Below are 26,208 nucleotides of genomic sequence, written 5' to 3' on the forward strand. Positions count from 1 at the left end.
AGCCAGAGGAATCGGCCCCTTCCGCGTACGCGGAAGGGGCCGATTCCTCTGGCTCGGCGTCGGGCCCGGTCCCCTTCGGGGCTTCCCGACGACGGCCGGCTCAGCCCGCCGGCCGCGCCACCTCAGCCGTTCTGCCGCATCACCGACCGAAGAGCCTGGCGAAGAAGCCCTTCTGCTCGCCGCCGGCTGCGCGGGCCGCCTCCACCTCGGCGGCGGAGTGCTTGCCGTCGCACCACTGTCCGGCGGGGACGGTGCGCTTGACGGAGTCGATGTGCTGGCCGCAGCCGGCCCAGGTGGTCTTGCCGCAGACCTTGCAGTTCACAGGACGGCACATGGTGGGGATTCCTTCCGATCAGGTGTCACGGCGGCCGGCCGGCCGCCGTGTGAGGTGTTCGGTGGGCGGCGTTGTGGGGGCGCCGCCCGCGTGGCGCCGCAGGGGTCCGGCGGCACCGTGGGCTCGGTCAGGAGAGGGTGAGGAAGAGCTTCTCGAGCTCCTCGACGGTGAGCTTCTCCTCCTTCTCGGCCCTCTCCGGATCGGCGATGCAGTGCTGCATGGCCGAGGAGACGATCGCGAAGCCGGCCCGGTCCAACGCGGTGGAGACGGCGGCGAGCTGGGTGACCACGTCACGGCAGCTGCCCTCGCCCTCGACCTCGCGGATGACGGCGTCGAGCTGCCCGCGGGCGCGCTTGAGGCGGTTGAGGATCTTGCGCTGGGTGGCGTCGTCGGCGGCGCGCATGGCGGCTCCTTGGGTATGTGCGAGATGCGTGCGGGGGGCGGAGGAGACTGATCGGATACCCGGCAGGGTATAACGACGACGGCCGGACGGTCAGCCGAGCAGGGCCAGGCCCTCCCGGACGAGCACGAACGCGCCCATCACCAGGACGAACCAGCCGAAGCCCTTCTTCAGCGCCTGCTGCGGCACCCGGTGGGTGAGCGGGGCACCGACCAGCGCGCCGACCACCGCCGCGCCGGTCACGGGCAGCACCCAGGACCAGTCCAGCGACGTCCCGGTGAGGTGTCCGCCGAGTCCGGCCGCGGAGTTCATGGCGATCACCATGAGGGACGTCGCCACGGCCCGCCCCATGGGCAGCTTCGCCAGCAGCACCAGCGCCGGGACCACCATGAACCCGCCGCCGGCGCCGACGGTGCCGACGGCCACGCCGATTCCCAGACCCTGCAGCAGGGACTGCCGCAGCGGCGTCGGCGCAGTGGCCGGGTCCACCGGCTTCCGTCCGCGGATCATGCCGATCGCGGAGGCCACCATCATCACGGCGAACAGCACCATGAGCAGCGCACCGGGCAGCCGCGCGCCCACCAGGCCGCCGAGCAGCGCACCGGCCATGGAGGACACCCCGAAGACCGCCCCCACACGCCACTGGACGGCGCCGCGCCGGGCGTGCGGCAGCAGCGCCACCGCCGAGGTCACGGCCACCACGAACAGGGATCCGGCGATCGCCTGCTCCGGCGGCAGCCCGGCCACGTAGGCCAGCAGCGGGACGGTGAGGATGGAACCGCCGCCGCCGAGCAGCCCCACGAAGAGGCCGACGACCACCGCGAGGATCAGCACGAGCCACAGCACGGCCGCGGCCTCCTTCCTCCCGGGCTCCGGTCTCCGGCCGACGGCCGGCGTCCACGACGGGCCCCTCCCCCGCCTCCTCCATGATCATCACCTCGGTCAGCCCTCATCCAAAGCCTGCCACGCGGCATAGCTGCCCTCGAGCTCGACCACGTCGAACCCGGCACGGCGCAGGGCCTGGGCGGCCACCACGTTGCGCAGGCCGGACTGGCAGAAGGTCACCAGTCGCCGGCCCTTCGGCAGCCGGTCCCGGTGGAACAGGACCTTGCCGGCGTTCAGCTGCATGGCGTCGGCCACGGTGCCCGCGGAGAACTCAGTCTTGTTGCGCACGTCCACGAGCACGGCGTCCGCCCCCGACTCCGGCCCGCCGACCTGTCCCGCCTCGATTTGCGTCCTCAGCTCGGCGGCGGTCACGGTCGGCACCGGCTCGAGCTCGAGCCCGCCCAGCGACGTCACGAACGCCGCGGCGGCGTCCACGCCCACGCGGATCATGTGGTCGCGCATACCCTCCGCGTCCTCACGGTCCGCGGCGAGCAGCACGATGTCCGCGTCGTCGTCCTCCGGGTCGTACGCCCAGCCGGCGTGGGTGGCGACCTTGCCCCGGGACGGGAAGGCCAGCGCGCCCGGGACGGTGCCGGCGAGGATCTCGTCCACACCGCGGGTGTCCGCGAACACCACCCCGGACGCCAGCGCCTCCTCCACGCCCTCGGCGTCCAGTTCCTCGAGCTCCTTCAGCTCGCCGAGGATGGCCGGGCCGAGCCGGTTCTGGCGCTTCATGCGGGCGAAGTAGGCGTGGGCGTCCGGCTGGCCGTCCAGCAGCTCGTCGATGAAGCCCCGCTCGTCGCCCTCGGCCAGGTACCCGGCCCACCAGGCGTTCCTGCGCTCGTAGCCGACCGTGGTGGACGGCAGCGCGCCGAGGGCCTTGCCGCAGGCGGAGCCGGCGCCGTGGGCCGGGAACACCTGGACGTGGTCCGGGAGGGTCAGGAACTTCTCCTGCAGGGAGCGGAACAGCTGCTCGGCGCCCTCGAAGCGGGTGTCCACGCCACCGGCGGACTCGTCCAGCAGGTCCGGGCGGCCGAGGTCGCCGGCGAACACGAAGTCGCCGGTGAGCATGTAGCCGGGCTCGTCGGCGAAGGCGCCGTCGGTGACCAGGAAGGACAGGTGCTCCGGGGTGTGGCCCGGGGTGTGTACGGCCTGGACGGTGATGTTGCCGAGCTTCACCTGGTCCCCGTCGCGCAGCAGGTTCCCCTCGAAGCCGTAGGTCCAGTCCTCGCCGCCCTCGCCGGAGAGGTGGATCTGGGCGCCGGTGGCGTGGGCCAGCTCCCGGGTGCCGGAGAGGTAGTCGGCGTGGATGTGGGTCTCGGTCACGTGGGTGATCCGCATGCCCTGTCGGGCGGCGAGGTCCAGGTAGACCTGCACGTCCCGGCGGGGGTCGACGACGATCGCCTCCCCCTTCGCCTGACAGCCGATCACGTAGCTCGCCTGGGCGAGGTCCTCGTCGTAGATGCGCTCGAGCAGCATGGCTTCCCCTTTCCGTGGGGTGGTCTCTGGCCGCCGTCTGCGGCCTTGACTGTTCCCCGAGGCTTCCCGACGACGGCTCCTCACCTTTTCGCGATACCCCCGGGGGTATATGGTCGCCACACTACACCCATACCCCCTGGGGTATACAAGGGGCAGTGTCGGAGTTCACACCGAAGGCGACGAGAGGCCCCGAGGAGCGAGCCCAGACGCGACGACGGCCGCCCACCGGAAGGTGAGCGGCCGTCGTCGGGAAGCAGCGCGGGCGGGATCAGCCGCCGGAGCCGAGCGAGATCTCGCGGCCCACGGTCATGGACGCGCCGGTGTTGAGGTTCTGGCAGGTCACGTCCGAGGCGCCTGCGGTGCAGAGGAACTCGTTGAGGCGGGCGGACTGGCCCGGCACGAGGGTATGGGTGTCCAGGCCTTCCGCGCCGCCCATGTAGCCGGACGGCGTGAACAGGGCGGCCGGGCCGCTGTTGAGGACGCGGGCGCGCATGAACTCGCCCTCCGGGGAGGTCTCGCACTCCACGTAGAACTTGTACATGTCGCACAGGACGCCGTCCTGCGTCTCGAAGTACAGGTAGTCGTTGCCGTCGGCCGTGGACGCCTGGATGGTCGGCTCAGAGGTCGTCGGCGGCTCCGGCTCCGCGGCCGGTGCCGTGGTCGGGGCGGGAGCCGACGTGGTCGGGGCGGGAGCCGACGTGGTCGGGTCAGGCGCGGGCTTCGTCGAGGGGGCGGGAGCCTGGGTCGTCGGGGCGGGCTTCGTCGACGGCGCGGGCTTCGTCGTCGGGGCGGGCGCCTTCGAGGTCGGCGCAGGCGCCTGCGTGGTCGGCTCCGGTGCCTGGGTCGAGGGAGCGGGTGCCGCAGAGGACGACGGGGCCGGGGCGGCCGTCGGTGCGGAGGAGGACTGCGGGGCGGCCGTGGACGACGGCGCCGCGGAGGACTCGGCGGCGGACGGCGAGCCGGACTCGGTCTCCTCCGCGGTGGACGACTCCGACTCGGACGGGCTCGGGGAGGACTCCTCGGACGCCGACTCGCTCGGCGTGCCCTCGGTGGACTCGCTCGGCGTCGACCCGGTGGACTCGGACGCCGACGGACTCGAGGAGGCGGACGGGGACGTGGTCTCGGACGGGGTCTGCTCGGCCGCACCGCAGCCGGTGAGCAGCAGTGCGGCGGCGAGGACAGTGCCGCTGGACACGGAGCCGATGGTCGCAGAACGCAGGGTCATGGGGTCCTCACATGGGTCGGGGAAGACGGAACCGGGCGAAGGAGCTGGACGGAGCTGGACGAGGCGGGCGGAGCCGGCGGCGCGGGCGGAGCGGGCGGCAGAACGCAGGGACCGAGTTCAGGGCCCGATCAGCACTGTACGCGGTGGACGCCGGATGCGCCGATGATGCGCAGACGGTGGACAGGACGGCACCGTGCCGACGCACCCATGGCCCTGACCCGCCCGCCGCCGCAGCCCGCCAAGCCGCAGCCCGCCGCCGCAGCCCGCCGGGCCGCAGCATGCGGGCCGCAGCCTGCCGAGCCGCAACCCGCCAAGCCCACCTGCGGCGGTCAGAGCAGCGGCCGCAGCGGGGCGATGAGCGCCTCGACGACCTGGGCTCCCTTGTGGCGCTCGCGCCAGCGGTGCGGGTCCACGACCTCGCAGTGCTGACGGTCCGACTCGAAGATCTCCTCCATGCGGGCGGCGAAGTCCTTGTCCACCACCTCGAGGTTGGTCTCGTAGTTGTACCCCAGGGACAGGCGGTCGATGTTCGCGGTGCCCACCGTGGACCACTGGCCGTCGATCGTCGCGGTCTTCGCGTGGATCATGCCCGCCTTGTAGAGCAGGATCGTGATGCCGGCCTCGAGCATCTCCGCGGTGAACCCGCGCGAGGCCCAGTCCGCCACGATGTGGTTGGAGTCCATCGGCACCATCACCTGCACGTCCGCCCCGCGCTGGGCCGCCGCCTTCAGTGCGGTGAGGACCTGCTGGTCCGGGATGAAGTAGGGAGTGGAGATGCGGATGCGGCTCGTCGCCCGCTCGATGGCGTTCAGGTAGGTGCCGCGGATCGGATAGACCAGCTGGACGGGCAGATTCGAGGCGACGGTGACGCGCTGGTCCCAGGAGCCCGGCGCGAACCACTCCATCTGATCGTCCTCGCCGTGCGCGGCGTTCCACACCGTGGCGATCGAGTGGTCCAGGCCCCAGACGGCGGGACCGACCTCCTTCACGTGGGTGTCTCGCCAGAGGTGGGCGTAGTCGTCTCCGATGTTGAAGCCGCCGATGTAGCCGACTCGCCCGTCGATCACGAGGATCTTCGAGTGGTTGAACCCGGTGTGCCGGACGACGCCACGCCAGTACGGGCGCGTGAACGCCGGCATCCGGAAGACGCGCACGTCCTCGTGGAACTGCTGGTAGAAGGAATGCGGCACCACCAGGTTGGCGAAGCCGTCGTAGATGACCCAGACGTCCACGCCCCGCTCGGCGGCCCGGTTGCAGGCCTCGAGGAACCGCTGGCCGGTCCGGTCTCCCTTCCAGATGAAGGTCTCGAGCTTGACCGAGCGCTCGGCGGCGTCGATCTCCCGGATCATGTCGTCGTAGAGGTCCTCGCCGGAGGTGAAGATCGTCAGCTCCGAGTCGCCGACCGTGGCCGAGAAGGTGCCGGGCCGTTCGGCGGGGCGGGCCTTCCTTCCCGAGCGCTTGACCATGTCCACGGCTGTGAGGCCCGCGGCCACGGCGGTGGGGACCACCGTCACCGCGGCGAGCGCCCCGAGGGCGGCCTTTCGCAGGACCGGACGCAGCCTTTCCGCAGAGCCGAGGACGTCGAGGGGAGAGAGACGAGCCATGGTCCGAGTCTAGTGAGCCGCTTCCCCGCCTCGGCGGCGACATCGCGCAGAGCTGACTGGGGGTATCCGTGCCGGTCAGGCCTCGCGCTGCTGGCCGGAGGTCCAGGTGGCACCGGCCTCGGAGCGGAGCCGCACGAGCTCCACGGCGGCCGCCTCGAGGGAGGCGGACCACTCGGACTCGGGCTCCCACTGGCGGACCGGCTGGGCGCGGCCGTCGCCGGGGACCACCATGACGGCCAACGAGTGGGCCACGATCTTGGGGTCCCGCTCATGGCGTCGGGCCGCGTAGACGCGCAGCGCCACATGCATGGCGCGCGGGGAGGTGTGCACCAGCAGGGCGTCCACGGTGACCACGTTGCCGACCTCGATGTTCTCCAGGAACCGCACGCCGCCGGCGAAGGCGGCCACCACGTTCTCGGACCCGGACCAGCGGGCGGCGCAGATGGCTGCGGCCTCGTCGATCCAGCGCATGATCGCAGAGGCCCGGATGGTGGAGCCGATGGTGGTCTCGTCGGCCCCGGCGATGAAGCAGAGCTTCACGAGCTCGTCGTTCGGGCCGGCCTCCTCCGGGAACGGCAGGGCGTTCATGCCCTGCTCGATGGTGGTGCGCAGGACCTTGGCACTGTTCGCCTGCTCGTCCCGCATCCGCTGCGCCTCGGTCTCCGGGATCCAGGCGGGGGCGTCCACCAGGTGCCCGCCCTCTTCGGCCGCGTAGACCAGGAGGCACTCGGTGCAGACCATCGGTCCGCCGTCCGCGCCGGGCAGGCTGGGCATGATCAGCCGCGCCTGGACGTGGACGTACGGTCCCTCCGTGTGGACCACGCGGGCCTGGACGACGGCGCGGGTGTCCACGGGCACCGGGTTCTCGAACTGCATGTTGCCCACGTAGGAGGCGCGGACATAGGTGCCGGCCCAGCTCGCGGCGACCGCGTAGCCGGCCTTGTCGATCCACGTGATGACGGTGCCGGCGCCCACCGTGCCCGACGGGTGGGTGTACCCCTCCGCTGTGAACTCGAGGGAGAGGGCACCGCGCACTTGCATGCCTGGAAATCTATCACCCCGGCGGCTGAAGCTGTGCTGTACATCACCTTGCCTCAGCGGAGGCGGCTTCCCGACGACGACGGCCCCCCTGCGGCGTCCGGCGCGCCTCGGACACGGGTCGGGTTCGCGGCGCATCCGCGCCACAATGGTGGGCATGACCACCCCCGGAGAGCACCCCAAGTCCCCGATGGAGCCCGTGAACCTTCCGCCCGTCAAGGACACCCCGCTGCGCCGCCTGCAGGCACGCGTGGACGAGGCCGTGGAGGCCCACGGCCCCGGTCCGGTGTCCGCCGCCGCCGTCCGCATGCTCGCCGGTCGCACGACGGTCGAGGACGTGACCTCCGGCCTGGTGGGGACCCTCACCGGGGACGGCGAACACTTCAGCACCGAGGCCACCGGCGCCCTGGTGCTCACCGGCGTGTGGCACCGCACGGCCCTGGCCGCCGTGCGCGAGGCCCTCGGCCACGAGGACGCCGAGGTCCGCGCGGCGGCGCTCACGGTGCTGGGTGTGCGTGCCGAGGAGCTGCGCGCGGACCACGCCGTGGACCGTGCGCTGGTGGGCGAGGTCCATGACCGCTGTGGGGATGCCTCCCCGGAGGTCCGCGCCGCCGCCGCGACGGCCCTGGGCGAGCTGGCCGAGGGCCGGGACCTGGAGCTGGTGGTGCCGACGCTCACCACCCTGGTGATGGACGTGGACCCGGAGCTGGCGAACGCCGGCGAGCTGGCCCTCACCCGGGTGGCCGACCGCCTGGACCGCCCGGACCTGCGCGCCTCCACCGACTACTGAGGCCCCCGTCCGATGCAGTGCCCTCACTTCGACGCCGGCCGGTGCCGCTCGTGCGCCCTGATGGGCGTGCCCTACGCGGACCAGCTGACCCGCGCCGACGCCGAGGTCCGCGGCCTGCTGTCAGCGCACCTGAGGCAGGCCGAGACGGTCGGCGGCGGCGCCCTGCCGGCGACCCGCTGGGAGGCCCCGTTCGCCTCCGCCGAGTCCGGCTTCCGCAACAAGGCCAAGCTCGTGGTGACCGGCACGTCTGCCCGGCCGAGGCTCGGCATCCTGGACCCTGGCCAGCACCCCAGGCACCATGACGGCACCGGTCACGACCTGCGCGACTGCGGCCTCTACGCACCGGGCATGCAGACCGTGTTCGACGCCGTGGCGCGCTCCATCTCCCGGGCCGGCCTGACGCCCTATCACGTGGGCGCCCGCACCGGGGAGCTGAAGAACGTGATCGTCACCCTCTCCCCGGACGCCGAGTGCATGGTCCGCTTCGTCCTGCGCTCCACCGCCGAGCTGGAAGCCCTCCGTGCCGAGGTGCCCACGCTGCGGGGCGAGCTGGCGGCCGCGGGCGTGCCGGCCGTCGTCGTGACGGCGAACCTGCTGCCGGCGCACGTGGCGCTGCCCGAGGGCGAGGAGGAGATCCCCCTCGCCGGAGACCGGACGCTGACCATGCGCCTCAACGGGATCGGCCTGCGCCTGCGCCCGCAGGGGTTCTTCCAGACGAACACCGCCGTGGCCTCCGCGCTCTACGCCGACGCCGCGCAGTGGGTGGACGAGGCCTCCTCCGGCGAGCACGGCGTGGCGGTGCGCCGGGTGTGGGACCTGTACTGCGGCGTGGGCGGGTTCGCGTTCCATCTGGCGAGCGAGGACCGCGAGGTGTGGGGCCAGGAGGTCTCCGCCGAGGCGGTCGCCGCCGCGCAGGAGACGGCCGCGGCCCTCGGCCTGGCCCACCGCGTGACGTTCGACGTCGGCGACGCCACCGCAGCACTTTCGTTCGGGAAACCGTCGAGTCCGGACACGCTTTCGTTCGGGAAAGAGTCGGATTCTGGAGCACTTTCGTTCGGGAAAGAGTCGAGTCCGGACACGCTTTCGCGCACGACGCCGCAGACGGCCCCGGACGAAGCCCCCGACCCCCGCCGAGGCGACGGGCACACGCAGGCGCCGGACGTCGTCGTGGTCAACCCGCCGCGACGCGGGATCGGCGCGGAGCTGTCCGAGGCGCTCGAGGCCTCGGGCGTGCCCCTGGTGCTCTACTCCAGCTGCAACGCGAAGACCCTCGCGCAGGACCTGGCGCGGATGCCGTCCTACCGGCTCGAGCGGGCACGGGTGTTCGACATGTTCCCGCAGACCGCGCACGCCGAGACGCTCGTGCTGCTGCGCCGCCGCTGAGCCCGGTCAGGCAGGACCGGTCCCTCCCTGCCGCCGAACCAGAAGAAACGGCTGCTTCAGGGCCTCGCGAAGGGGCCGATTCTTCTGGTTCGGCGTGGGAGCGGGCGCGGGCGCCGGAGCGAGCTCAGCCCGGTTCGGCACGGGCAGGGGCTCAGCCCAGCAGCCGGCCGATCGCCTGCACGGCCGCCGGCCCGGTCGGCTCGCCGTCCACCCACGGCACCTGCACCAGGGGCACGTGGGGCACCTGCCGCACGAGGTCCGCCACATGCCCGTCCTCCGCTCGCGCCCGGGCCGCCAGCACCTCTCCGACATCCTCCGGCGAGCGCCGGTTCACCACCAGCGCGGCCACGGCGATCCGGTCCTCGGCGAGCCGACGGCACAGCTGCACGGTCTCCAGCACGGGCATTCGCTCGGCGGTCAGCACCGGCACGAACGCGCACCGCCGCCCGTCGGTCAGCAGCGCCTCCATGTCCGCGAAGATCCGGCGCCGCTCGGTGAGGACCTCACGGATCCGCAGGTCGCGGCGCTCCTGCGCAGTCCGGGGCCCCTCGAGGCCGCGTCGACCGTCCAGACCGCGCATCGCGTCCGCGAACCGCTCGGTCCTGTCCCGCCGCGCGAGCAGTCCGTCCGCCCAGGCGCCCATGAGCGTGGGCAGCTCGAGCAGGCGCGCGGTGTGCCCGGTGGGCGCCGTGTCGAACACGACCACGTCGAACCGCTCCCGCGCCTCCAGGGCGATCCGGGAGATCCGCTCCAGCAGCGCCGCCTCATGCGTGCCGGGGGACGCCGCGGCCAGCCGGAAGTAGCGGTCGACCTCCCGGTGCAGGTGCTCAGGCATCAGGCCGCGCACCGTGTCCTTCACCGCGTCCAGGTGCCGCGCCGCAACGGCGTCCGGGGCCACCTCCAGCCCGACGACGGCTCCCCCGCCCTCCGTGGTCAGCAGTTCCGTCTCACTGTCCCCCACCTGGGTGTCCCACAGGTGGCCGAGGTTGTGGGCCGGGTCGGTGGAGACCACCAGCACCCGTCGTCCCGCGGCGGCGAGGGCCGCGGCGGCCGCGGAGGCGACCGTCGTCTTGCCGACGCCTCCCTTGCCGCCGAAGAAGACGACCTCCCGGGAGGCGAGGTGCGCGGACAGGTGGGTGTCCGTCGTCGTGCTTCCCATGCCGGTGCACTCCTTCCCTCCGCCGAGCCAGAAGCTTCGGCTGGTTCACGGCCGCCCGAAGCAGCCGATTCCTCTGGTTCGGCGGATGCCCGGTTCGGCGGATGCTCGGTTCGGCGGACGCTCGGTTCGGCGGATGCCTGGTTCGGCGGACGCTCGGTGCGGCCGCTAGCGCCCGGACCGGTCAGCAGCAGCTCACGGTGTCCAGCGGAGAGCGCTCCATGCCCATCCGCCGGTGCCACTCATGGAAGCGCTCGTAGACCACGGGCAGCAGCTCGACCGTGTAGTAGGCGGCGGGGTTGGGCACGCCGAGGGCGTCCGAGAAGACCATCATCATGAACAGGTCCTCCTCGTCCCTCCTCGCGCGGGCGAAGGTCTGCCGGTACGGACCGGCATAGAACTCCTCCAGCCCGGCCGCGAGGGCCCTCAGGCGTGCCCCGAACCCCAAGCCTGTGCTCCGCCTGCCAGGTCAGTCCCGGCGGGCGCCGGCGGGTTCGAAGGCGTCCTCGGCGTCCACGGCCTCGTCCTCCTCCGGGGTGACCGCCGGGCCCTTGCGGGCGGCGTTCATGGCGCCGAACGCGGTCACCAGCACCCAGAGGGCGCTGACGAGGATGACCACGTCCAGGACCAGCAGCAGCCAGTTCTGCTCGTTCCAGAACTGCACCATCTGCACGAAGAGCGCGTACACGGACACGAACGCCACGAACACCAGCGGGATCAGCACCGGCCACACCGGCCGGCGCAGCCGCAGCAGGATCACGGACACGATGGACAGGGTCAGCGCCGCCATCAGCTGGTTGGTGGTGCCGAACAGCGGCCAGATCACCATGCCGCCGGAGCCGTCCGCACCGGCGCCGAAGGCCAGGCCCATGGTCACGGCCATGACGATCAGGGTGGAGGCCAGCGTGCCGAGCTTCACCCCGGCGATCTGGCCGATCTCCGCCACCACGAAGCGCTGCAGGCGGACACCGGTGTCCATGGTGGTCGCGGCGAAGAGGACGGCCATGGTGGCGAGGATCGTGGAGGACAGGCCGGTGGGGATGCCCAGGCCCGTGTTGAGGATCTGGCCGCCGGCGGTCACGAACGCCCCGACGCCACCCTCGCCGAAGGCCGAGTAGACCTCCTCCCAGTCGGCGAGGGTGCGGAAGCCAGCGGTGACGGCGATGATCGTGCCCAGCGAGAGGAGTCCTTCGCCCACGGCGCCGAAGTAGCCGACGAACCGGGCGTCGGTCTCCTTGTCGATCTGCTTCGAGGAGGTGCCGGAGGAGACGATGCCGTGGAAGCCGGAGATCGCGCCGCACGCGATGGTGACGAACAGCAGCGGCAGGATGCCGGGGGTGCCTTCCGGGACGTTCTCGTTGTAGAACGGGGCGACCACGGTGGGCGAGGAGACGATGATCGCCGCATAGAGGATGCCCAGACCGATGAACAGCTGCAGGCCGTTGATGTAGTCGCGCGGCTGCAGGAGCATCCACACCGGCAGGAGCGAGGCGATGCCGGCGTAGATGAAGAGGACGACGATCCAGAACGCACCCGCGGACAGGCCGAGGATCGTCTCGGGCAGCACGATCGGGAACCGGTCTCCGAGCAGCATGAGGCCGTAGAGGGCGACCACGCCGACCACGGAGACCAGCGGCAGGTTCCACTTGAAGCGGTAGATCGCCTGGCCGATCAGCAGCGCCACCACGATCGCGCCCCAGGTGGGGATCACGGCGGTCGGGGTGGAGACGAGCAGTCCGGAGATCACCACGGCGAACGCGGCGTTCACCATGAGCAGCAGCAGGAAGATCACGACCAGGAACAGGTTGCGGCCGTGCTTGCCGATGTACTTGCCGGAGAGCGTGCCGATCGACTGCGCCTTGTTGCGGCCGGAGGCCCAGAGCGCGCCGAGGTCGTGCATGCCGGCGAAGAAGACCGTGCCGAGGGTGACCCAGAGGAAGGCCGGACCCCATCCCCAGATCACCGCCACCGCCGGTCCGACGATGGGCGCCGCGCCGGCCACGGAGGTGAAGTGGTGCCCCCAGAGGACCAGCTTGTTGGTGGGGACGAAGTCCACGCCGTCCTCATAGCGGTGGGACGGCATGGTGTAGTCCGGGTCGAGCCGGTAGACCTTCTTGGCCAGGAAGCGTGAGTAGAGCAGGTAGCCGGCGACGATCATCGCGATGCCGACCAGGGCCAGGACGAGGGAGTTCATGGCGGGGACTCCTCTTGGTGTGGGGAATGCGAGGACAACGGTGATCGCCACCACAGTACGGGACGACCACCCCCTTCGGGTGACACGTCTCACCGCAGCGCACCGGGAAAGGGGTGACACCGCCCCGTTGCCCCGTTCTACGCTGGTGCGGATGCAGACCGCAGGGCCCGACGACGGCCCCTCCCCTCCGACGTGAAGGCACGCCTGACGCCCATGCAGACCCAGAAGCTCACCCCGGCCCCGATCCAGGACCGCAACGCCCGCCGCCATCGACTGCGCCGCTACCGCGCGGTGATCTTCGACATGGACGGCGTCATCACGGACACCGCCTCGGTCCACGCGAAGGCATGGAAGGAGCTGTTCGACCAGGCCCTGCCGTCCGTGGGCGCCCTGCCGGAGAACGCGGACGCCGTGGCCGCAGACCCGAGCGCGCTGCGCGAGTTCGACCTCAACGACGACTACCTGCACCACGTGGACGGCCGCCCCCGCGAGGACGGCGTCCGCTCCTTCTTCGCCTCCCGCGGCCTGACCGTGCCGGAGGCCGACGCCCCGGACGCCCGCCCGGACCTGACCGTGCAGGCCCTGGCCGAACGCAAGCAGGGCTTCTTCGAGGCCGTGCTGGCCCGGGACGGCGCCCGCGTGTTCCCGGAGGCCGTGGAGCTGCTGGAGAACCTGCACCGCAAGGGTGTGCCGGTGGCGCTGGTGACCTCCTCGAAGAACTCCCGCGCCGTGCTCACCGCCGGCGCGGTGCTGGACCACTTCCCCGTGATCGTGGACGGCCACACCGCCGTGGAGAGGAACCTGCCCGGCAAGCCCCACCCGGCGATGTTCTGGGAGGCCGCCCGCATCCTCGGCGTGGACCCGGCGGACGCCATGGTGCTCGAGGACGCGGTCTCCGGTGTGAAGGCCGCCGCGGACGGCCGCTTCGGCCTGGTGGTCGGTGTGGACCGCGAGCCCGAGCTCGGCAAGGCCCGCCTGAAGGACGCCGGCGCGCACATCGTGGTGGAGGACTTCGGCGCCCTGGAGCTGGAGAAGCGCACCGCGGCCCCGTTCGACGCCGCCTGGGTGCTGCGCTGGGACCACTTCGACCCGGCCTCAGAGGGCACCCGCGAGGTGCTCTGCACCCTGGCCAACGGCTACTGGGGCACGCGCGGCTCCATCCCGGGCACCCGGATCTCCTCCGTGCACTACCCCGGCTCCTACATGGCCGGCGTGTTCAACCGCCTGACCTCCCAGGTGCAGGGCAAGTCCGTGGACACCGAGCACATGGTGAACATCCAGGACTGGACCCCGCTGGTGGTCACCCCGGAGGGCGGCAAGCCGCTGCTCCCGGGCGAGGAGAACCTGGTGGACTTCCTCCAGGAGATGGACCTGCGCCGCGGCGTCCTGTCCCGGACCATGGTGTTCGAGGACGAGCAGGGCCGCCGCACCACCGTGCACACCCGCCAGTTCCAGTCCCTGGCCAACCGCCACATCGCCGCCCTCGAGTTCACCGTGACCGCGGAGAACTGGTCCGGCGAGGTGTGTGTCCGCTCGATGATCGACGGCCGCGTGGCCAACCTGAACGTCTCGGACGACCGCACCCTGGCCAACCGCCACCTGCGCCCTGTCCAGGCCCGCGAGGTGGACGGGGAGACCGTGCTGCTGGAGACCCGCACCAGCCAGTCGGACATCCGCATCGCCATGGCCACCCGCACCCGGCAGGTGGCCCCGGTGGGCCACACCCAGCCGATCCGCCGCGCACTGGACGACTGCTCGGACATGGTGGCCGGCCAGGACATCGAGCTGCACGTGGAGCAGGGCGTCCCGCTGGTGTTGGAGAAGGTCGCCTCCGTGGCCAACACCCATGACCACGCGCAGTCCTCCGCCTCCGAGTCCGCGATCAAGACCCTGCAGCGCTCCCCGGGCTTCCGGAACCTGCTGACGGTGCACGAGCAGCGCTGGGGCCAGAACTGGGACCGCTTCGCCGTGCGCATCGACCTGGCGGAGCAGTACTCCCATCAGCGCCGTTCCACCGCGCAGCTGGCCCCGGGCGAGGAGTTCGTGAACCCGGAGTTCTCCGCTGGCGTCTCCCGTTCGGTCGGCTCCGCCGCGCAGATGGGCAAGGACGGCGCCTCCCTGCGCCAGCAGCTGGCCCTGAACCTGCACACCTTCCACGTGCTGCAGTGCGCCTACGGCAAGCGCCGTGATCTGGACGCCACCGTGGGCGCCCGCGGCCTGCACGGCGAGGGCTACCGGGGCCACATCTTCTGGGACGAGATCTACATCTTCCCCATGCTGACGCTGCGCCGCCCGGAGATCACCCGTGGCCTGCTGATGTACCGCTACCGCCGCCTGAACGAGGCCCGTGCCAACGCCCGCGCCGAGGGCTGGGCCGGTGCCATGTACCCGTGGCAGGGCGGCTCGGACGGCCGCGAGGAGACCCCCACCGAGCTGTGGAACCCCCGGTCCCAGATGTGGATGCCGGACAACTCCCACAACCAGCGGCACGTCTCCCTGGACGTGGCCTACTCGGTGCTGAGGTACATCGAGGTCACCCAGGACCAGTCCTTCATCCAGGACTACGCCGCGGAGATGCTGGTGGAGATCTCCCGCTTCTTCACGTCCATGACGCTGAAGAACGAGGAGACCGGCCGCTATGAGATCCACGGCGTGATGGGCCCGGACGAGTTCCACGACGGCTATCCGGAGACCCCCGGGTCCGGCCTGCGCAACAACGCCTACACCAACGTGCTGACCTCCTGGCTCCTGACCCGCACCGCGGAGCTCGTGCGCTGGCTGGACACCCTGGACGAGCCGCTCACCGAGATGATGGAGATCACCGAGGAGGAGATCGAGCACTGGGAGCACATCGCCTCCCGCCTGACCGTCCCGTTCTTCACCGAGGGCGAGGAGGCCGGCATCCTGGCCCAGTTCGAGGGCTACCAGGACCTGCTCGAGTTCGACTGGGACGGCTACCGCGCCACGTACGGCAACATCGGCCGCATGGACCTGATCCTGCAGGCCGAGGGGGACGCCACCAACCGGTACAAGCTCTCCAAGCAGGCCGACGCCCTCATGCTGACCTACCTGTTCAGCCCCGAGGAGCTGGACGACATCCTCCAGACCATGGGCTACGAGCTGCCGCGGGAGGCCTTCGCCCGAACGGTGGAGTACTACGCGGCCCGCTCCACCCACGGCTCCACGCTGTCCCGCCTGGTGCACGCCTGGGTCACGGCCCGCACGGACCCGGACACCTCCTGGGACCTGTTCACCGAGGCGCTGGAGTCCGACCTCTCGGACACCCAGGGCGGCACCACCCGTGAGGGCATCCACCTGGGGCTGATGGCCGGCACGGTGGACACCGTGATCCGCTGCTATGCGGGCCTGGAGACCCGCGACGAGGTGGTCAAGGTCAACCCGGTGCTGCCGCGTCAGCTGCCGGGCGCCACGTTCACCATCCGCTACCGCGAGCAGCCGATCAAGATCCACATGGCCCAGCAGCAGGTCACGGTCACCGCGCAGCAGGGCATGATCCGCCCGGTGGACATGATCGTGGCCGGCGAGGAGCTCACCCTGCAGCCCGGCGGCGAGGTGACCGTCCCGCTCCACGGCTGAGCCGCGCCGCAGACCTGTGAAGGCTCCCGACGCCCCGGTGCGTCGGGAGCCTTCCGGTGGGGGCCGTCGTCGGGAATCCGGTGGTGCTTCCCGACGACGGCCGCCCGCCTTCCGGGGGAACTCGCCTCAGCGGGTGGGCAGCTCCGCGCTGACCACCCAGCGGAGGCCGAGCTCGGAGTCCAGGTCCGGGCCGGCGGTCAGACGGCCGCCGAAGACGGCGACGCGCTCGTGCATGCCGGCCAGGCCGAAGCCAGAGGGAACGCAGCGGCGAGGGCGACGCCCCGGCTCCCCCTCAGTCCTCTCGCCGGACTCGGCGGACTGGTCCAGCGGGCTGGAGACCTCCAGGTCCAGGTGCCCGTCGTGCAGGGCGGAGTGCAGCACCACCAGGCCGCCGGCGGTGGCGTGCTTGAGGATGTTGGTGGTGGCCTCCTGGACCAGGCGCAGCACCGTGAACTCCAGGGACGGCGGCAGGTCCTCCAGGTCACGCAGGTCCCGCTCCACCCGGAAGCCGGCGTCCTCGAGCCGGCCTGCGAACTCCTCGATCCGCGCGCAGAGGTCCTGGACGCCGTCCGCGCCCACGGTGGCCGCATTGCGGTCCGTGCCGCGCAGCGCGGTGAGCATGCGGCGCAGGTCCACCAGGGACTGGCGGGCGGCGCTCTCGATCGCCTGCTCCGAGCCGCGGCGGCGGTCCGGGTCCTCGGTGGTCTGCAGCATGGCGGCCTGCATGGAGATGATGGTGAGGCCGTGGGCCACCACGTCATGCAGCTCCGCGGCGATGCGCTGGCGCTCCGCCTCGGCGGCCTCGCGCTCCCGCTGGGCCGCGGTCTCGAGGGCGGCCTGCTGTGCGCGGGCGCGCAGGCGAGCCCGGCGGATGATCAGCGCCGGGACGGTGGTGCAGACGGCGAGGCCGGTGAGGATCACCATGTCCACGCCCTCCGGGTCCCACGGGGACACCGCGAGGCCGACCGCCAGCAGGGCCAGGTAGGCGATGCCGATGCCCACGGCGAAGCGCCGGCGAGAATAACGGGCCACCACGGGAGCCACGAACACGGCGCCGGCGATGGGGGCGAAGACGTCCACGAGGTTGTTGTCCAGCCGGGTGGACAGTGCGACGAACAGCGCCATGTAGAGCAGCGTCATCAGGGCGCCGACGCTCGGCTGGAGCATCACCAGGATGGTCAGCAGCGCCGGCGCCCAGTTGACGACCATGTCCGCGTAGGGGCTGATCACCGGCTCCAGATCGGCCGGGTCGACCTCGAGTTCCTTCGCCAGGTCAGTGCTGTCCATGCCGATGCCCCAGACCTCTTCCAGGACGGTGGTCAGCAGGTCGACGCCCATCAGCAGCAGGCACACCGTGATGACGGTGATGCGGATCCAGCGGCGGACCGGCTCGGCCTGCAGCCAGTGGGGCAGCCGGGACGCCGGGGCCGGATCCGCACTCATGCGAAGGAGACGGGACGTGCCGCTGTGGGCGGGTGGGGCGGTCATCCGATCTCGACCAGGCCGGCGCGGGCGGCGCGGATGAGGACCTGCACGCGGTCCCGGACACCCCACTTCTCCATCACATGGCCCAGGTGGGACTTCACGGTGGCCTCGGCGAGGAACAGGGCGGAGGCGATCTCCGCGTTGGAGGAGCCGTGGGCGAGCTCGCGGACCACGTCCAGCTCGCGGGCGGTGAGGCGCTCGAAGTCCTGCAGCGGCTCGGCCGGGTCTGCTGAGGCGGAGGCCTCCGGGCCGGCGGAGGTGACGGCGTCGATGAGGTCCCGTGCCACCCCGGCGGAGAACACGGCGTCCCCGGCATGGGCCTTGCGGACGGCGTCCACCACCTCGGTGGGCGGGGCGTCCTTCACCAGGTAGCCGGCGGCGCCGGCGCGCAGGGCGGGGACCAGGTACTGCTCGGAGGAGAACGTGGTGATGGCCAGGACCTTGGTGTCCGGCAGCTCGGCGGTGACGGCCTCGGTGGCGGCCACGCCGTCCATCACCGGCATCTGCATGTCCATGAGGATCACGTCAGGGCGGTGGGTGCGGGCCGCCTCGAGGCCCGCCTTGCCGTCCGCGGCGCCGGGCACCGTCCGCATGTCCTCCGCGAGCGAGACGAAGTGCTCCAGGGCCGTGCGCATGAGCTCCTGGTCGTCCACCACCATCACCGTGATCATGGGCTCCAGCCTAGGTGGGCTGCGGGCGGGTGCGGCACCGACGAAAGTGGGGAGTCGGCGTGGTCCGGAGCGGCCCGGGGTGTGCAGACGCCCTTCTGTGGCGCAAGCCGTTCACCCCGCGGCCAGCGGCAGCAGCAGCGCGGTGGCGGCGGCCATGACGGCCAGGGTGATCAGCACGGTCGGCCCGGCCACGGCCACCAGGTTCCGGCGCGTCGGCAGCAGGCCCGGAGTGCCCTCGCGGTGCTCGGCGCCCGCCAGGCGTGAGGCCAGCTCGATGCGCGCCGGGCACGTGATGACCGCCCAGCTCGCCGCCGAGGAGTGCATGGCCGTCAGCCACAGCGGCGAGACGCCGATCGCGTGCGCGGTGCTCGCCTGCAGCGGCGCGAACATCGCGTTCGCGCCCGTGGTGGACGCGGTCACGTAGCCGCTCAGGCCCGCCACGAACGGGGACAGCCACAGGAACACCCCGCCCAGGGCGCCGAGCCCGCGGGCCATCTCCTCCGCGAGCCCGCCGCCGGTCAGGGCATAGCCGAAGGCGATGTACAGGGCCGTGGGGATGGCGGTGGCCACCCACAGCCGCACGGTCTCCCGCCCCACCAGCCGTCGCCGGTCCGCGTCCAGGCGCAGCACCGCAACCCCGATCGCTGCGCCCAGCAGCGCCCACGTGGCCGGCGAGCGCAGGAACGGCCCCAGCGCCCCCAGCGGGAGGGCGGCCTTCGCCGCGGTGCCGGCGATCGTGCCGGCCATCAGCACCAGGTAGGGAGTCAGCTCGCGCAGCGGCAGCCCCGGCGTCCCGACGACGGTCTCTCCCCCTCCGTCGCCGTCCTCGCCCGGATGCCCCGCGGCGGTGGAGGCGCCGTTCCGCGCGGCGCGGGCAGACCGCCGCCCGAGCAGGGTCCGCCAGGCCAGCGCCATGACCAGGCCGGCCGTGGCGCCGGCAGGCGGGGTGCCCAGCAGGGCGTTCGCCCCGAGGAGCAGGCCCGCGTAGACCAGGGTGGAGGCCACCGCCACGGGGAGCCACCGCGTCAGGAGGGCGGACAGCGGAAGGAGGGGGCCGTCGTCGTGACGGTCCGCGCGGGAGCCGCGCACGATCAGCGCCGTCACCACGCCTGCGGCCACCGCGGGGATGACGTTGAAGACCGCCGTGGCCATGCCGAACTGCCGGAAGTCCAGGCCCGTGAGCTGCGCACCGAGCAGGGCCCCCGGCGCCATGGAGCCCCACGGGTTCACGGACAGGCCGACCAGGGCCAGGCACGCGGCGCGGAACGGGGTGAAGCCGAGGGTGATCAGCAGTGGAAGGCACACGATCACGCCCACACCGAAGCCGGTCACGGACTCCAGGAACGGCACCACCCCGTGGACCATCATCAGCGCGGTGGCCAGGCCGGGCCCGGTGCCGCCGGAGAGCCATCGGCCGAGCGCCGCGTGCCCGCCTCCGCGCTCCATGACGCGGGCCAGGGTGATGCCGCCGGCCATGATCGCCAGGACCTCCACGAGGATCGGCCAACCGCGGGCGAACGGGGCGGCGAGCTCGGCGGCGGGTGTGCCGAGGGCCGTGGCGCCGAGGACGAGCGCGCTGACCGTGCCGGCTGCAGGGGCCACCCAGCCGGGCAGCGGGCGGGTGAGCAGGATCAGCGTGAGCAGGACGGGCAGGCAGGCCAGCAGGGCGAGCATGGGTGGTCCTCCTCTAAGGTTGCGGGGCGGATGCGGGCGACGATGACGACGAGAAATAGGCAGACCTGCGCCGGCTTCCACGTCAGGCCAGTCTGCCGAGGGTCTGCCGCACCCTCTGTGCGAATTCTGGGCATCCTGCCTTCCGAAGTGCATCGTCAAGCTGGGCGTGCCCGGGCTTCTTCGACCAGTAGTCGAACTGGATCTTGACGAGGGGCAGTGATCCCCAGCGGTCCGTGTTCACCACTGAGGGGTGCGATGCCTGCACCGCACCCCTGCAGGAGGTTCGCGCCTCAGCTCCAATCCTGGTCGCTTTCACGCAGAGCGGTGAACGCCGCACGACGCTCCTTTGCCCGTTCCTCTCGCAGAGCGAAGACGTCACCGCGCTTGAAACGGGTATGGCTCCCCACCTTGAAGCTGGCGATGCGCCCTTCGCCGACCCACTTCATGAGGGTCGGGCGAGATACGCCCAACATCTCCGCGGCAACAGTGCTGGTCAGCTCTTCCGGGACGCGTCCGACCGACGCTTCACCGGTCTCGGCCACGGCGGCGAGCGTCCCCAGCAACATCTTCTGGATGCGGTCCGGAAGTTCGATCTCGCTGCCGTCCGGCCCACGGAGGACCAGAGTGGCCCCTTGGGGTCGAGGAGTCTCCACCGCCAGCTGGACGTCCACGTCGTCAATGGTGATGTTGTCTCGCGTCAGCATGCCGGTCATGCGAGACCTCCTTCCTGCTGTCGGCGCACCACCCTAACGGGTTTTCACTTGTAACTGCAACACGGGCGCGGGTGTCCCGCTCTCCGTCTCGGTCCCTGGACCCTGCTGTCGACGGCGGCCTACCGTGGCGGCATGCGCGAGCCTCAGACTTTCCCTGCACCGGACTCCGGTCTCCCCGCCCTGGCCGCCCTCGCCGCGGCGCCGGTCCCGGTGGTGGCCGCACCGATGGCCGGCGGGCCGTCCACGCCCGAGCTGGTCGCGGCCGTGATCCGTGCCGGCGGTTCCGGCATGCTCGCCGGCGGCATGAAGACGCCGGACGCCGTCCGCGCCGAGGTGGAACAGGCGCGGGCGCTGCTCGGACAGGCGGCGCAGCCGTCGTCAGCAGGGCGGTCTGGGGCGGGCCCTTCCTCCCCTGACATGCGTCCCGACGACGGCGCCGACCTCCGCCTCGGCGTGAACCTCTTCGTCCCGGACGCCGTGAACACCCGTGTGCCCGCCCGGGACGGGCGCGCCGCCGCGGCCCGGCGGCGTGAGGTGGCGGCCTTTGCCGAGCGGCTGCGTCCGGTGGCGGCGAGGCTCGGCGCTGCGGTGCCCACCGCGGAGGAGGCGACCCCGGACCCGGAGTCGGAGCAGGCGCAGTTCGAGCAGTTCCTGGCGCTGGCCGAGGAGCAGGCCTGGCCGTGGGTGACCTTCACCTTCGGTCTGCCCGGCCCGGAGGTCTTCGCGCGGCTCGTCGACGCCGGAGTGGCCCCCGGCGTCACGGTGACGGACGAGGCGGAGGCGCGGGCCGCCGTCGGGAACGGGGCGCGGCTGCTGGTGGTGCAGGGGCCGGACGCCGGCGGGCACCGAGGCACGCTCGACCCGGCAGCCGAGCCGGGGACCGCACCCCTGGAGGAGGTGGTCCGTGAGGTTCGGGCGGCGTGCCCGTCGGTGCCGCTCATCGCGGCCGGAGGGATCGCCGCGGCAGACCAGGCACGGGCGGCTCTGGAGGCCGGGGCGGATGCCGTGCAGGCCGGCACGGCGTTCCTGCGCACCCCGGAGGCGGGGACGTCGGCGGCGCACCGGGCGGGGCTGGCCCGGGCGGCCGAACGCGACGGTCTCCTGCACGGAAGCGATCCAGAACCCGACTCTTTCCCGAACGAAAGCGCTCCGGGGTGGGCGGACACCACAGTGACCCGGGCGTTCACCGGCCGGTGGGCCCGCGGGCTGACCGTGCCCTTCATGGCCGAGTTCGCGGACGCACCGGCGGCCTACCCGGAGGTCAACGTCCTCACCGGCGCCCTGCGCAAGGCCGCCGCGGCGGCGATGGACCTGGACGCCGTGCACCTCTGGGCCGGCACCGGCGCACAGAAGGCACGGCAGGTCCCGGCCGCCGAGGTGGTGCGGTCGCTCGCGCCCTGAGCACGGTGGGGACGGGCCGGTCACCGCGGGCGGACCCGTTCTGCCGGCGAGGGGCCAGTATTCCGACGGTTTCCCGAACGAAAGCGCTCCAGAACTCGACGGTCTCCCGAACGAAAATGCTTCGGAACTCGACGGTTTCGCGAACGAAAGCGCAGTGGGGGTGGGATCAGACCGTGGTCTGACGTGCCGGCCCCGCAGTCGCTCCTACGCTGGACACCATGAACCCGCTGCGCCGCATCGACGCATTCCACCGCGAGCACCCGTTCGCCTCGGATGCGATCGTGGCGTGCACGATGCTGGTGTTCCAGGTGGTCATGCCCTACCTGATGTTCGCGCCCGGCGGCGGCATGTTCGGCGTGCCGGACCCCCCCAGCCCGCTCGTGATGATCGATGCCCTCGTGGACGCCGCGCTCGTGGGCACCTGGGCGTTCCGCCGCCGTGCCCCGGTGGCGGCGATCCGCTGCGCCGTCGCCCTGTGTCTGGTGATGCTGCTGATCGGCCCTGACTTCAGCCTCTCCCTGATCGTGGTGCCCATGTACGTGCACCACGCCGCCGCCACCTTCAGCCGCCGCGGCTCCCTCACCGTCCTGGCCATCGCCCTGGCCGGCGCCGTGGCCCGCGGTGTGAAAACCGGCTGGTTCTCCCGGATGACGGTGATCGGTGGAGTCCAGCCCGGCAGCGAGGCGCCGCTCGTCGCCCTGGCCATGGGCATCCCCTGTGCGGCCGTGGTCCTGGCGGCCTGGGCCTACGGGGACGTGGTCCGCACACGCCTGATCGCCGTGCGCGCCACGGAGGACCGGGCCCACCGGCTGGAGGTGCAGGCCCAGCAGGAACGTGAGCTGGCCGCCGCGGACGAGCGCAACCGCATCGCCCGGGAGATGCATGACATCGTCTCCCACTCGCTGCAGGTGATGATCTCCCAGGCCGACGGCGCCCGCTACGCCGCCGCCACGAAGCCCGAGCTGGCCGTGCAGACCCTGGAGACCATCTCCGGCACAGGCCGTTCCGCCCTGGCGGAGATGCGCTCCCTCCTCGGGGTCCTCCGTGCCCCCTCCCTTCCCGACGACGCCGCCGGCACCTCCGCCGCGGACGGCACCTCCTCGTCCCCCTCACCGCGAGGCGCTGCGCGGCATGTCTTCGCCACGGCCGGGGCCTTCCCGGGCCCCTCCTCCCGCGGCCCCGAGGCGGGCCCGGACGCGGACGGCCAGGGTGAGGGGCCGTCGTCGGGACGCCGCCGCACGGGCGCGCTGCTGCGGCCCCAGCCGACCCTGGCGGACCTGGACGAGCTGGCCGAGACCTTGCGGCTGTCCGGGCTGGAGGTGGCCGTGCGCACCACGGGCGAGTGGCGCCGGGAGCTGCCGGCCGGCGGCGAGCTGGCCGCCTACCGCATCGCGCAGGAGGCCCTGACGAACACCCTGCGCCACGGCGGACCGGACGCCCGCGCCGCCGTCACCCTGGCCTGGACCGCCGAGGGGCTCGAGCTGACCGTGGACGACGACGGCCACGGCGCCGCCGCCTCGCCCGGCACCGCCGGCACAGGCAACGGCCTGCGCGGCATGGCCGAACGGGCCCGCCTCTTCGGCGGCACCCTCGAGGCCGGCCCGCCCTCCACCGGCGTGGGCTGGCGGGTCACCGCGCGCCTGCCCTACGAGGCGCAGTGACGTCGGCGTCTGGCCGCTCTACGAAGATGACCGCGAGGACGGCGCACACCGTGAGAAGTGTGTAAAACTGGCATCGACGACAGAGGGGCCCACGGGAAGTCCCGCTGAGACGACAGAGGGGAGTTTGCCGTGCTCAAGGTGGAGATCGTCCCTTGGGACGTCCATGAGACCCTGACGGGTGCGGTGGAGGCCGGGCGGAGCCTCGACGAGGCAGCCGCCGCCGCCGTCGACGGCGGTGAGGACGTGGCCGGGGCCTTCGGGACGGCCGCTGCAGCGCAGGCGGCTTTCGCCGAGTTCTGGGCCGCGCGCGACCGATTGGGGTCCTTTGCTGCGGAGACGATCTACCACCAGATCGACCAGGTCTCGCGGGCAGCTGCCTCGTTCATCTCGATGGATCAGGACATGTCCACGAAGGCCGAGCAGACCGTCAGCACTGCTGAAGCCGCCTCGATCACCGACAGCTGGGCGCGACGATGAGCATCCCGCCGCTGCACACACTGCCCGAGATCGACGTCGAGACCTCCGCCCTCCGCAACGGTGCCGATGCCATGGACACCGAGAGCCGCCACGTGAAGGAACGGTTCGAGGAGGCACAGGATTCCTGGAAGGGCTTGCACAGTTCCTATCACCACGAAGGTACGCAGGAACAGGTCTGGGTAGGACTGGACCTCCTCGAGGCACCGCTCGATGAATGGCATGCCGCCCTGAAGGATGCAGCAATCGCCACCACGACACTTGCCGACGCCGTGGACGGGCTCCTGGTGCGCCGCACCTTCCTCCTTCTGCAGGCAGGCCCACTCGAGTTGGCACGCACCGCGGCACTGAGCTCCGGCGATCCAGAGCAGATCTCCTCCGTGACGGCCAGGGTCACGGACTACAACGAGGATGTCATCGTCCTGGAGACCGACTGGACCGCAGTCCAGCAGGACTACGCCGCCACTCTGCAGGGCATCTCCGGTGGAGAGAACGCGGACCTGCCTGCCGGCAGGGGGGGGCTTCCGCCAATGTCTGAACTGGTCCGGACTCGCCGATTCTGTCGACGTCGCGATGCGAACGCGGGATCCCGCGTGGATCGCCGCGGAATTGGCCGCGATGAATGCAGCGCAGCTCCGCAGGTGGCTCACTGAGAATCCCGACCTGGCCGAAAAACTCGTGGACAACCGCCTCCCCGAGCACCCCGCTCCCGGTTCGCCCGAGGCACGGATGAAACAGGCCATCGAAGCCCATGATCCCCACCACTTGCGACAGGGCGTTGACGAGGTGGCAGGCGCTTGGGAGTCCCTCTTGGCGGCCGACCGGCAACGACTGCTGCTGACGTACCCCTACGTGTTCGGCAATCTCAACGGGGTCTCCATCGAAGAGCGGGCAATCGTCAACGAGATCACCGTGGCTGGTCTTCGACATAAAGTCGAAGACCAGCTCGAACCATATAAGCATGAGCCCTCGTGGTCGGAGCTGTATCCCGGCCCCGGAAACGTCCACAAGCTTCAATCGCACAAAAGTGAGTGGCACACCGAACGCCTCCGGCTCGAAGCTCAGAAGGATGGCCTCGACGATGCGTGGAGGGCGTATCAGAACGACCGCGACCGTTACGCAGACGACCGCCGAACCACGGGCGATGAATATCGCGTGCTGAGCGCCTCGCTGGAGGGTGAGGGGCAGATCTCCACGATCCGCGGCAGACTCTCCGCAGAGACCAAAAACGTCGTGGCGTTCACCCCGGGAACCCACACCGATATGGGCTCCGTCGGCAACTACAACGAGGTCGTCAACGCCATGGGTCAGGGCCGTCCAGACACGGTGGAAATCTACTGGGCGGATGGCCAGTTCCCCGGGAAAACGGATCCTCACACCGGAGAGGACACCTTCGGCTCCCTCATCTCGGACAACGCCACCCCGGACTTCGCGGAGCGGGACGCGGCAAGCCAGTCGGCCTTCGACCGTGCTATCGACCGCGAGGCCGTCAATGCGACGCAGACGTGGGTTGCGCACTCGGCTGGCGCGTCCAAGCAGGGCACCGCGGAGCGAGAAGGTCTGACGGCGGACAAGGTCCTCTACATGGCACCGGCGGGGACCGGCCACGACGTTGCCTCCACGGCGGATGTAGCCAGCCCCCACGCCCACCGTGCCATGATTCAGTCTCGTACAGACAAGATCGCCATCGCCCAGGACCTGGGCGGAGGAGCCAACGGCGGTGGACTCTTCACCGGCGGGCACCCTGACCGATTGATGGGTGCCGTCCGACTCGAGGCCGGACTCATGGAGGACGGACGACGAGTCCAAGACCAAGAGACCTGGGGGCACAATGCGGTTCTCGCCAAAGAATCAACCGCAGTGAAGAATGCGACTGCTTTCATCTACGGCGAGGATGTCACCCTCTACGCCGGGGACAACGGCCTCTTCCACGATGCCCTCGAGGACCAGGGCATCAAAAACCAGAGTGACTTCAAAAAGGTTCCCTATGACCGCGTTTTCCACTGAGAAACCCTTAGCCTGGATCGGCAGCATCACACTCATC

The 26,208-nt window shown here is 71.4% G+C and carries 22 protein-coding genes; 8 read left to right on the plus strand and 14 right to left on the minus strand.

What is annotated here, in order from left to right:
- Positions 1-139 precede the first annotated feature (139 nt).
- From FM125_RS08935 to FM125_RS08965, 7 genes are all read right to left on the minus strand, one after another.
- Positions 140-334 carry a hypothetical protein gene (locus FM125_RS08935; protein ID WP_087134363.1) on the minus strand — a complete coding sequence of 65 codons (195 nt, stop codon included), beginning with the start codon at positions 332-334 and terminating at the stop codon, positions 140-142.
- Positions 335-461: 127 nt separating this feature from the next.
- Positions 462-737 carry a metal-sensitive transcriptional regulator gene (locus FM125_RS08940; protein WP_067190382.1) on the minus strand — a complete coding sequence of 92 codons (276 nt, stop codon included), beginning with the start codon at positions 735-737 and terminating at the stop codon, positions 462-464.
- Positions 738-827: 90 nt separating this feature from the next.
- Entirely contained in the window at positions 828-1,580 is a 753-nt protein-coding gene (locus FM125_RS08945; RefSeq protein ID WP_219337041.1) for a sulfite exporter TauE/SafE family protein, read from the minus strand.
- Between the two features lie 96 nt (positions 1,581-1,676).
- Complete coding sequence (locus FM125_RS08950) at positions 1,677-3,098, minus strand: MBL fold metallo-hydrolase (protein WP_087134364.1); 1,422 nt, start codon at positions 3,096-3,098, stop codon at positions 1,677-1,679.
- A gap of 268 nt (positions 3,099-3,366) precedes the next feature.
- Positions 3,367-4,323, minus strand: coding sequence for a hypothetical protein (locus tag FM125_RS08955; protein WP_087134365.1), 957 nt, complete (start codon positions 4,321-4,323; stop codon positions 3,367-3,369).
- 329 nt (positions 4,324-4,652) lie between these two features.
- Positions 4,653-5,927, minus strand: coding sequence for a phospholipase D-like domain-containing protein (locus FM125_RS08960; RefSeq protein WP_067190392.1), 1,275 nt, complete (start codon positions 5,925-5,927; stop codon positions 4,653-4,655).
- 75 nt (positions 5,928-6,002) lie between these two features.
- Positions 6,003-6,968 (minus strand): acyl-CoA thioesterase, encoded by a 966-nt coding sequence (locus FM125_RS08965; RefSeq protein WP_067190394.1) that lies wholly within the window; start codon positions 6,966-6,968, stop codon positions 6,003-6,005.
- A gap of 154 nt (positions 6,969-7,122) precedes the next feature.
- On the opposite strand from FM125_RS08965, the gene FM125_RS08970 reads away from it, so the two are divergent.
- The gene (locus FM125_RS08970) at positions 7,123-7,755 is read left to right on the plus strand and encodes a HEAT repeat domain-containing protein (RefSeq protein WP_245232132.1); all 633 of its coding nucleotides are present in this window, start codon (positions 7,123-7,125) and stop codon (positions 7,753-7,755) included.
- A 12-nt stretch (positions 7,756-7,767) separates the two neighbouring features.
- Positions 7,768-9,138, plus strand: coding sequence for a methyltransferase domain-containing protein (locus tag FM125_RS08975; RefSeq protein ID WP_087134366.1), 1,371 nt, complete (start codon positions 7,768-7,770; stop codon positions 9,136-9,138).
- 151 nt (positions 9,139-9,289) lie between these two features.
- On the opposite strand, the gene FM125_RS08980 is transcribed toward FM125_RS08975, so the two are convergent.
- The 3 genes from FM125_RS08980 to FM125_RS08990 form a co-directional block, all read right to left on the minus strand.
- A complete protein-coding gene (locus tag FM125_RS08980; protein WP_087134367.1) occupies positions 9,290-10,297 on the minus strand; it encodes an ArsA family ATPase in 1,008 nt (335 codons plus the stop codon).
- 181 nt (positions 10,298-10,478) lie between these two features.
- Positions 10,479-10,742 carry a cory-CC-star protein gene (locus tag FM125_RS08985; protein WP_070639412.1) on the minus strand — a complete coding sequence of 88 codons (264 nt, stop codon included), beginning with the start codon at positions 10,740-10,742 and terminating at the stop codon, positions 10,479-10,481.
- Between the two features lie 21 nt (positions 10,743-10,763).
- Positions 10,764-12,488, minus strand: a complete 1,725-nt coding sequence (locus tag FM125_RS08990; protein ID WP_070639414.1) for a carbon starvation CstA family protein — start codon at positions 12,486-12,488, stop codon at positions 10,764-10,766.
- Between the two features lie 213 nt (positions 12,489-12,701).
- Here FM125_RS08990 and FM125_RS08995 point away from each other — a divergent pair, with 213 nt between their 5' ends.
- Positions 12,702-16,085, plus strand: coding sequence for a beta-phosphoglucomutase family hydrolase (locus FM125_RS08995; protein WP_087134368.1), 3,384 nt, complete (start codon positions 12,702-12,704; stop codon positions 16,083-16,085).
- A 126-nt stretch (positions 16,086-16,211) separates the two neighbouring features.
- On the opposite strand, the gene FM125_RS09000 is transcribed toward FM125_RS08995, so the two are convergent.
- From FM125_RS09000 to FM125_RS09015, 4 genes are all read right to left on the minus strand, one after another.
- Entirely contained in the window at positions 16,212-17,528 is a 1,317-nt protein-coding gene (locus FM125_RS09000; RefSeq protein ID WP_180525467.1) for a sensor histidine kinase, read from the minus strand.
- Positions 17,529-17,569: 41 nt separating this feature from the next.
- On the minus strand, positions 17,570-18,241 hold the full coding sequence (locus tag FM125_RS09005) for a response regulator (RefSeq protein ID WP_070639420.1): 672 nt from the start codon (positions 18,239-18,241) through the stop codon (positions 17,570-17,572).
- Between the two features lie 111 nt (positions 18,242-18,352).
- Positions 18,353-19,915, minus strand: coding sequence for an L-lactate permease (locus tag FM125_RS09010; protein ID WP_087134370.1), 1,563 nt, complete (start codon positions 19,913-19,915; stop codon positions 18,353-18,355).
- Between the two features lie 290 nt (positions 19,916-20,205).
- On the minus strand, positions 20,206-20,628 hold the full coding sequence (locus tag FM125_RS09015; RefSeq protein WP_067190413.1) for a helix-turn-helix domain-containing protein: 423 nt from the start codon (positions 20,626-20,628) through the stop codon (positions 20,206-20,208).
- A gap of 132 nt (positions 20,629-20,760) precedes the next feature.
- Here FM125_RS09015 and FM125_RS09020 point away from each other — a divergent pair, with 132 nt between their 5' ends.
- The 5 genes from FM125_RS09020 to FM125_RS09040 all read left to right on the plus strand — a co-directional run bounded on the left by FM125_RS09020 (position 20,761) and on the right by FM125_RS09040 (position 26,171).
- On the plus strand, positions 20,761-22,029 hold the full coding sequence (locus FM125_RS09020) for an NAD(P)H-dependent flavin oxidoreductase (RefSeq protein WP_087134371.1): 1,269 nt from the start codon (positions 20,761-20,763) through the stop codon (positions 22,027-22,029).
- 218 nt (positions 22,030-22,247) lie between these two features.
- The gene (locus tag FM125_RS09025) at positions 22,248-23,690 is read left to right on the plus strand and encodes a sensor histidine kinase (RefSeq protein WP_087134372.1); all 1,443 of its coding nucleotides are present in this window, start codon (positions 22,248-22,250) and stop codon (positions 23,688-23,690) included.
- Positions 23,691-23,819: 129 nt separating this feature from the next.
- On the plus strand, positions 23,820-24,167 hold the full coding sequence (locus tag FM125_RS09030; RefSeq protein WP_087134373.1) for a hypothetical protein: 348 nt from the start codon (positions 23,820-23,822) through the stop codon (positions 24,165-24,167).
- Positions 24,164-24,817, plus strand: coding sequence for a hypothetical protein (locus FM125_RS09035; RefSeq protein ID WP_087134374.1), 654 nt, complete (start codon positions 24,164-24,166; stop codon positions 24,815-24,817). The genes FM125_RS09030 and FM125_RS09035 overlap by 4 nt, the downstream gene beginning before the upstream one ends.
- Positions 24,783-26,171, plus strand: a complete 1,389-nt coding sequence (locus FM125_RS09040) for a hypothetical protein (protein ID WP_143745322.1) — start codon at positions 24,783-24,785, stop codon at positions 26,169-26,171. The genes FM125_RS09035 and FM125_RS09040 overlap by 35 nt, the downstream gene beginning before the upstream one ends.
- Positions 26,172-26,208 lie beyond the last annotated feature (37 nt).

The sequence above is a fragment of the Micrococcus lylae genome, from assembly GCF_900163825.1.
Classification (GTDB): Bacteria; Actinomycetota; Actinomycetes; order Actinomycetales; family Micrococcaceae; genus Micrococcus; species Micrococcus lylae.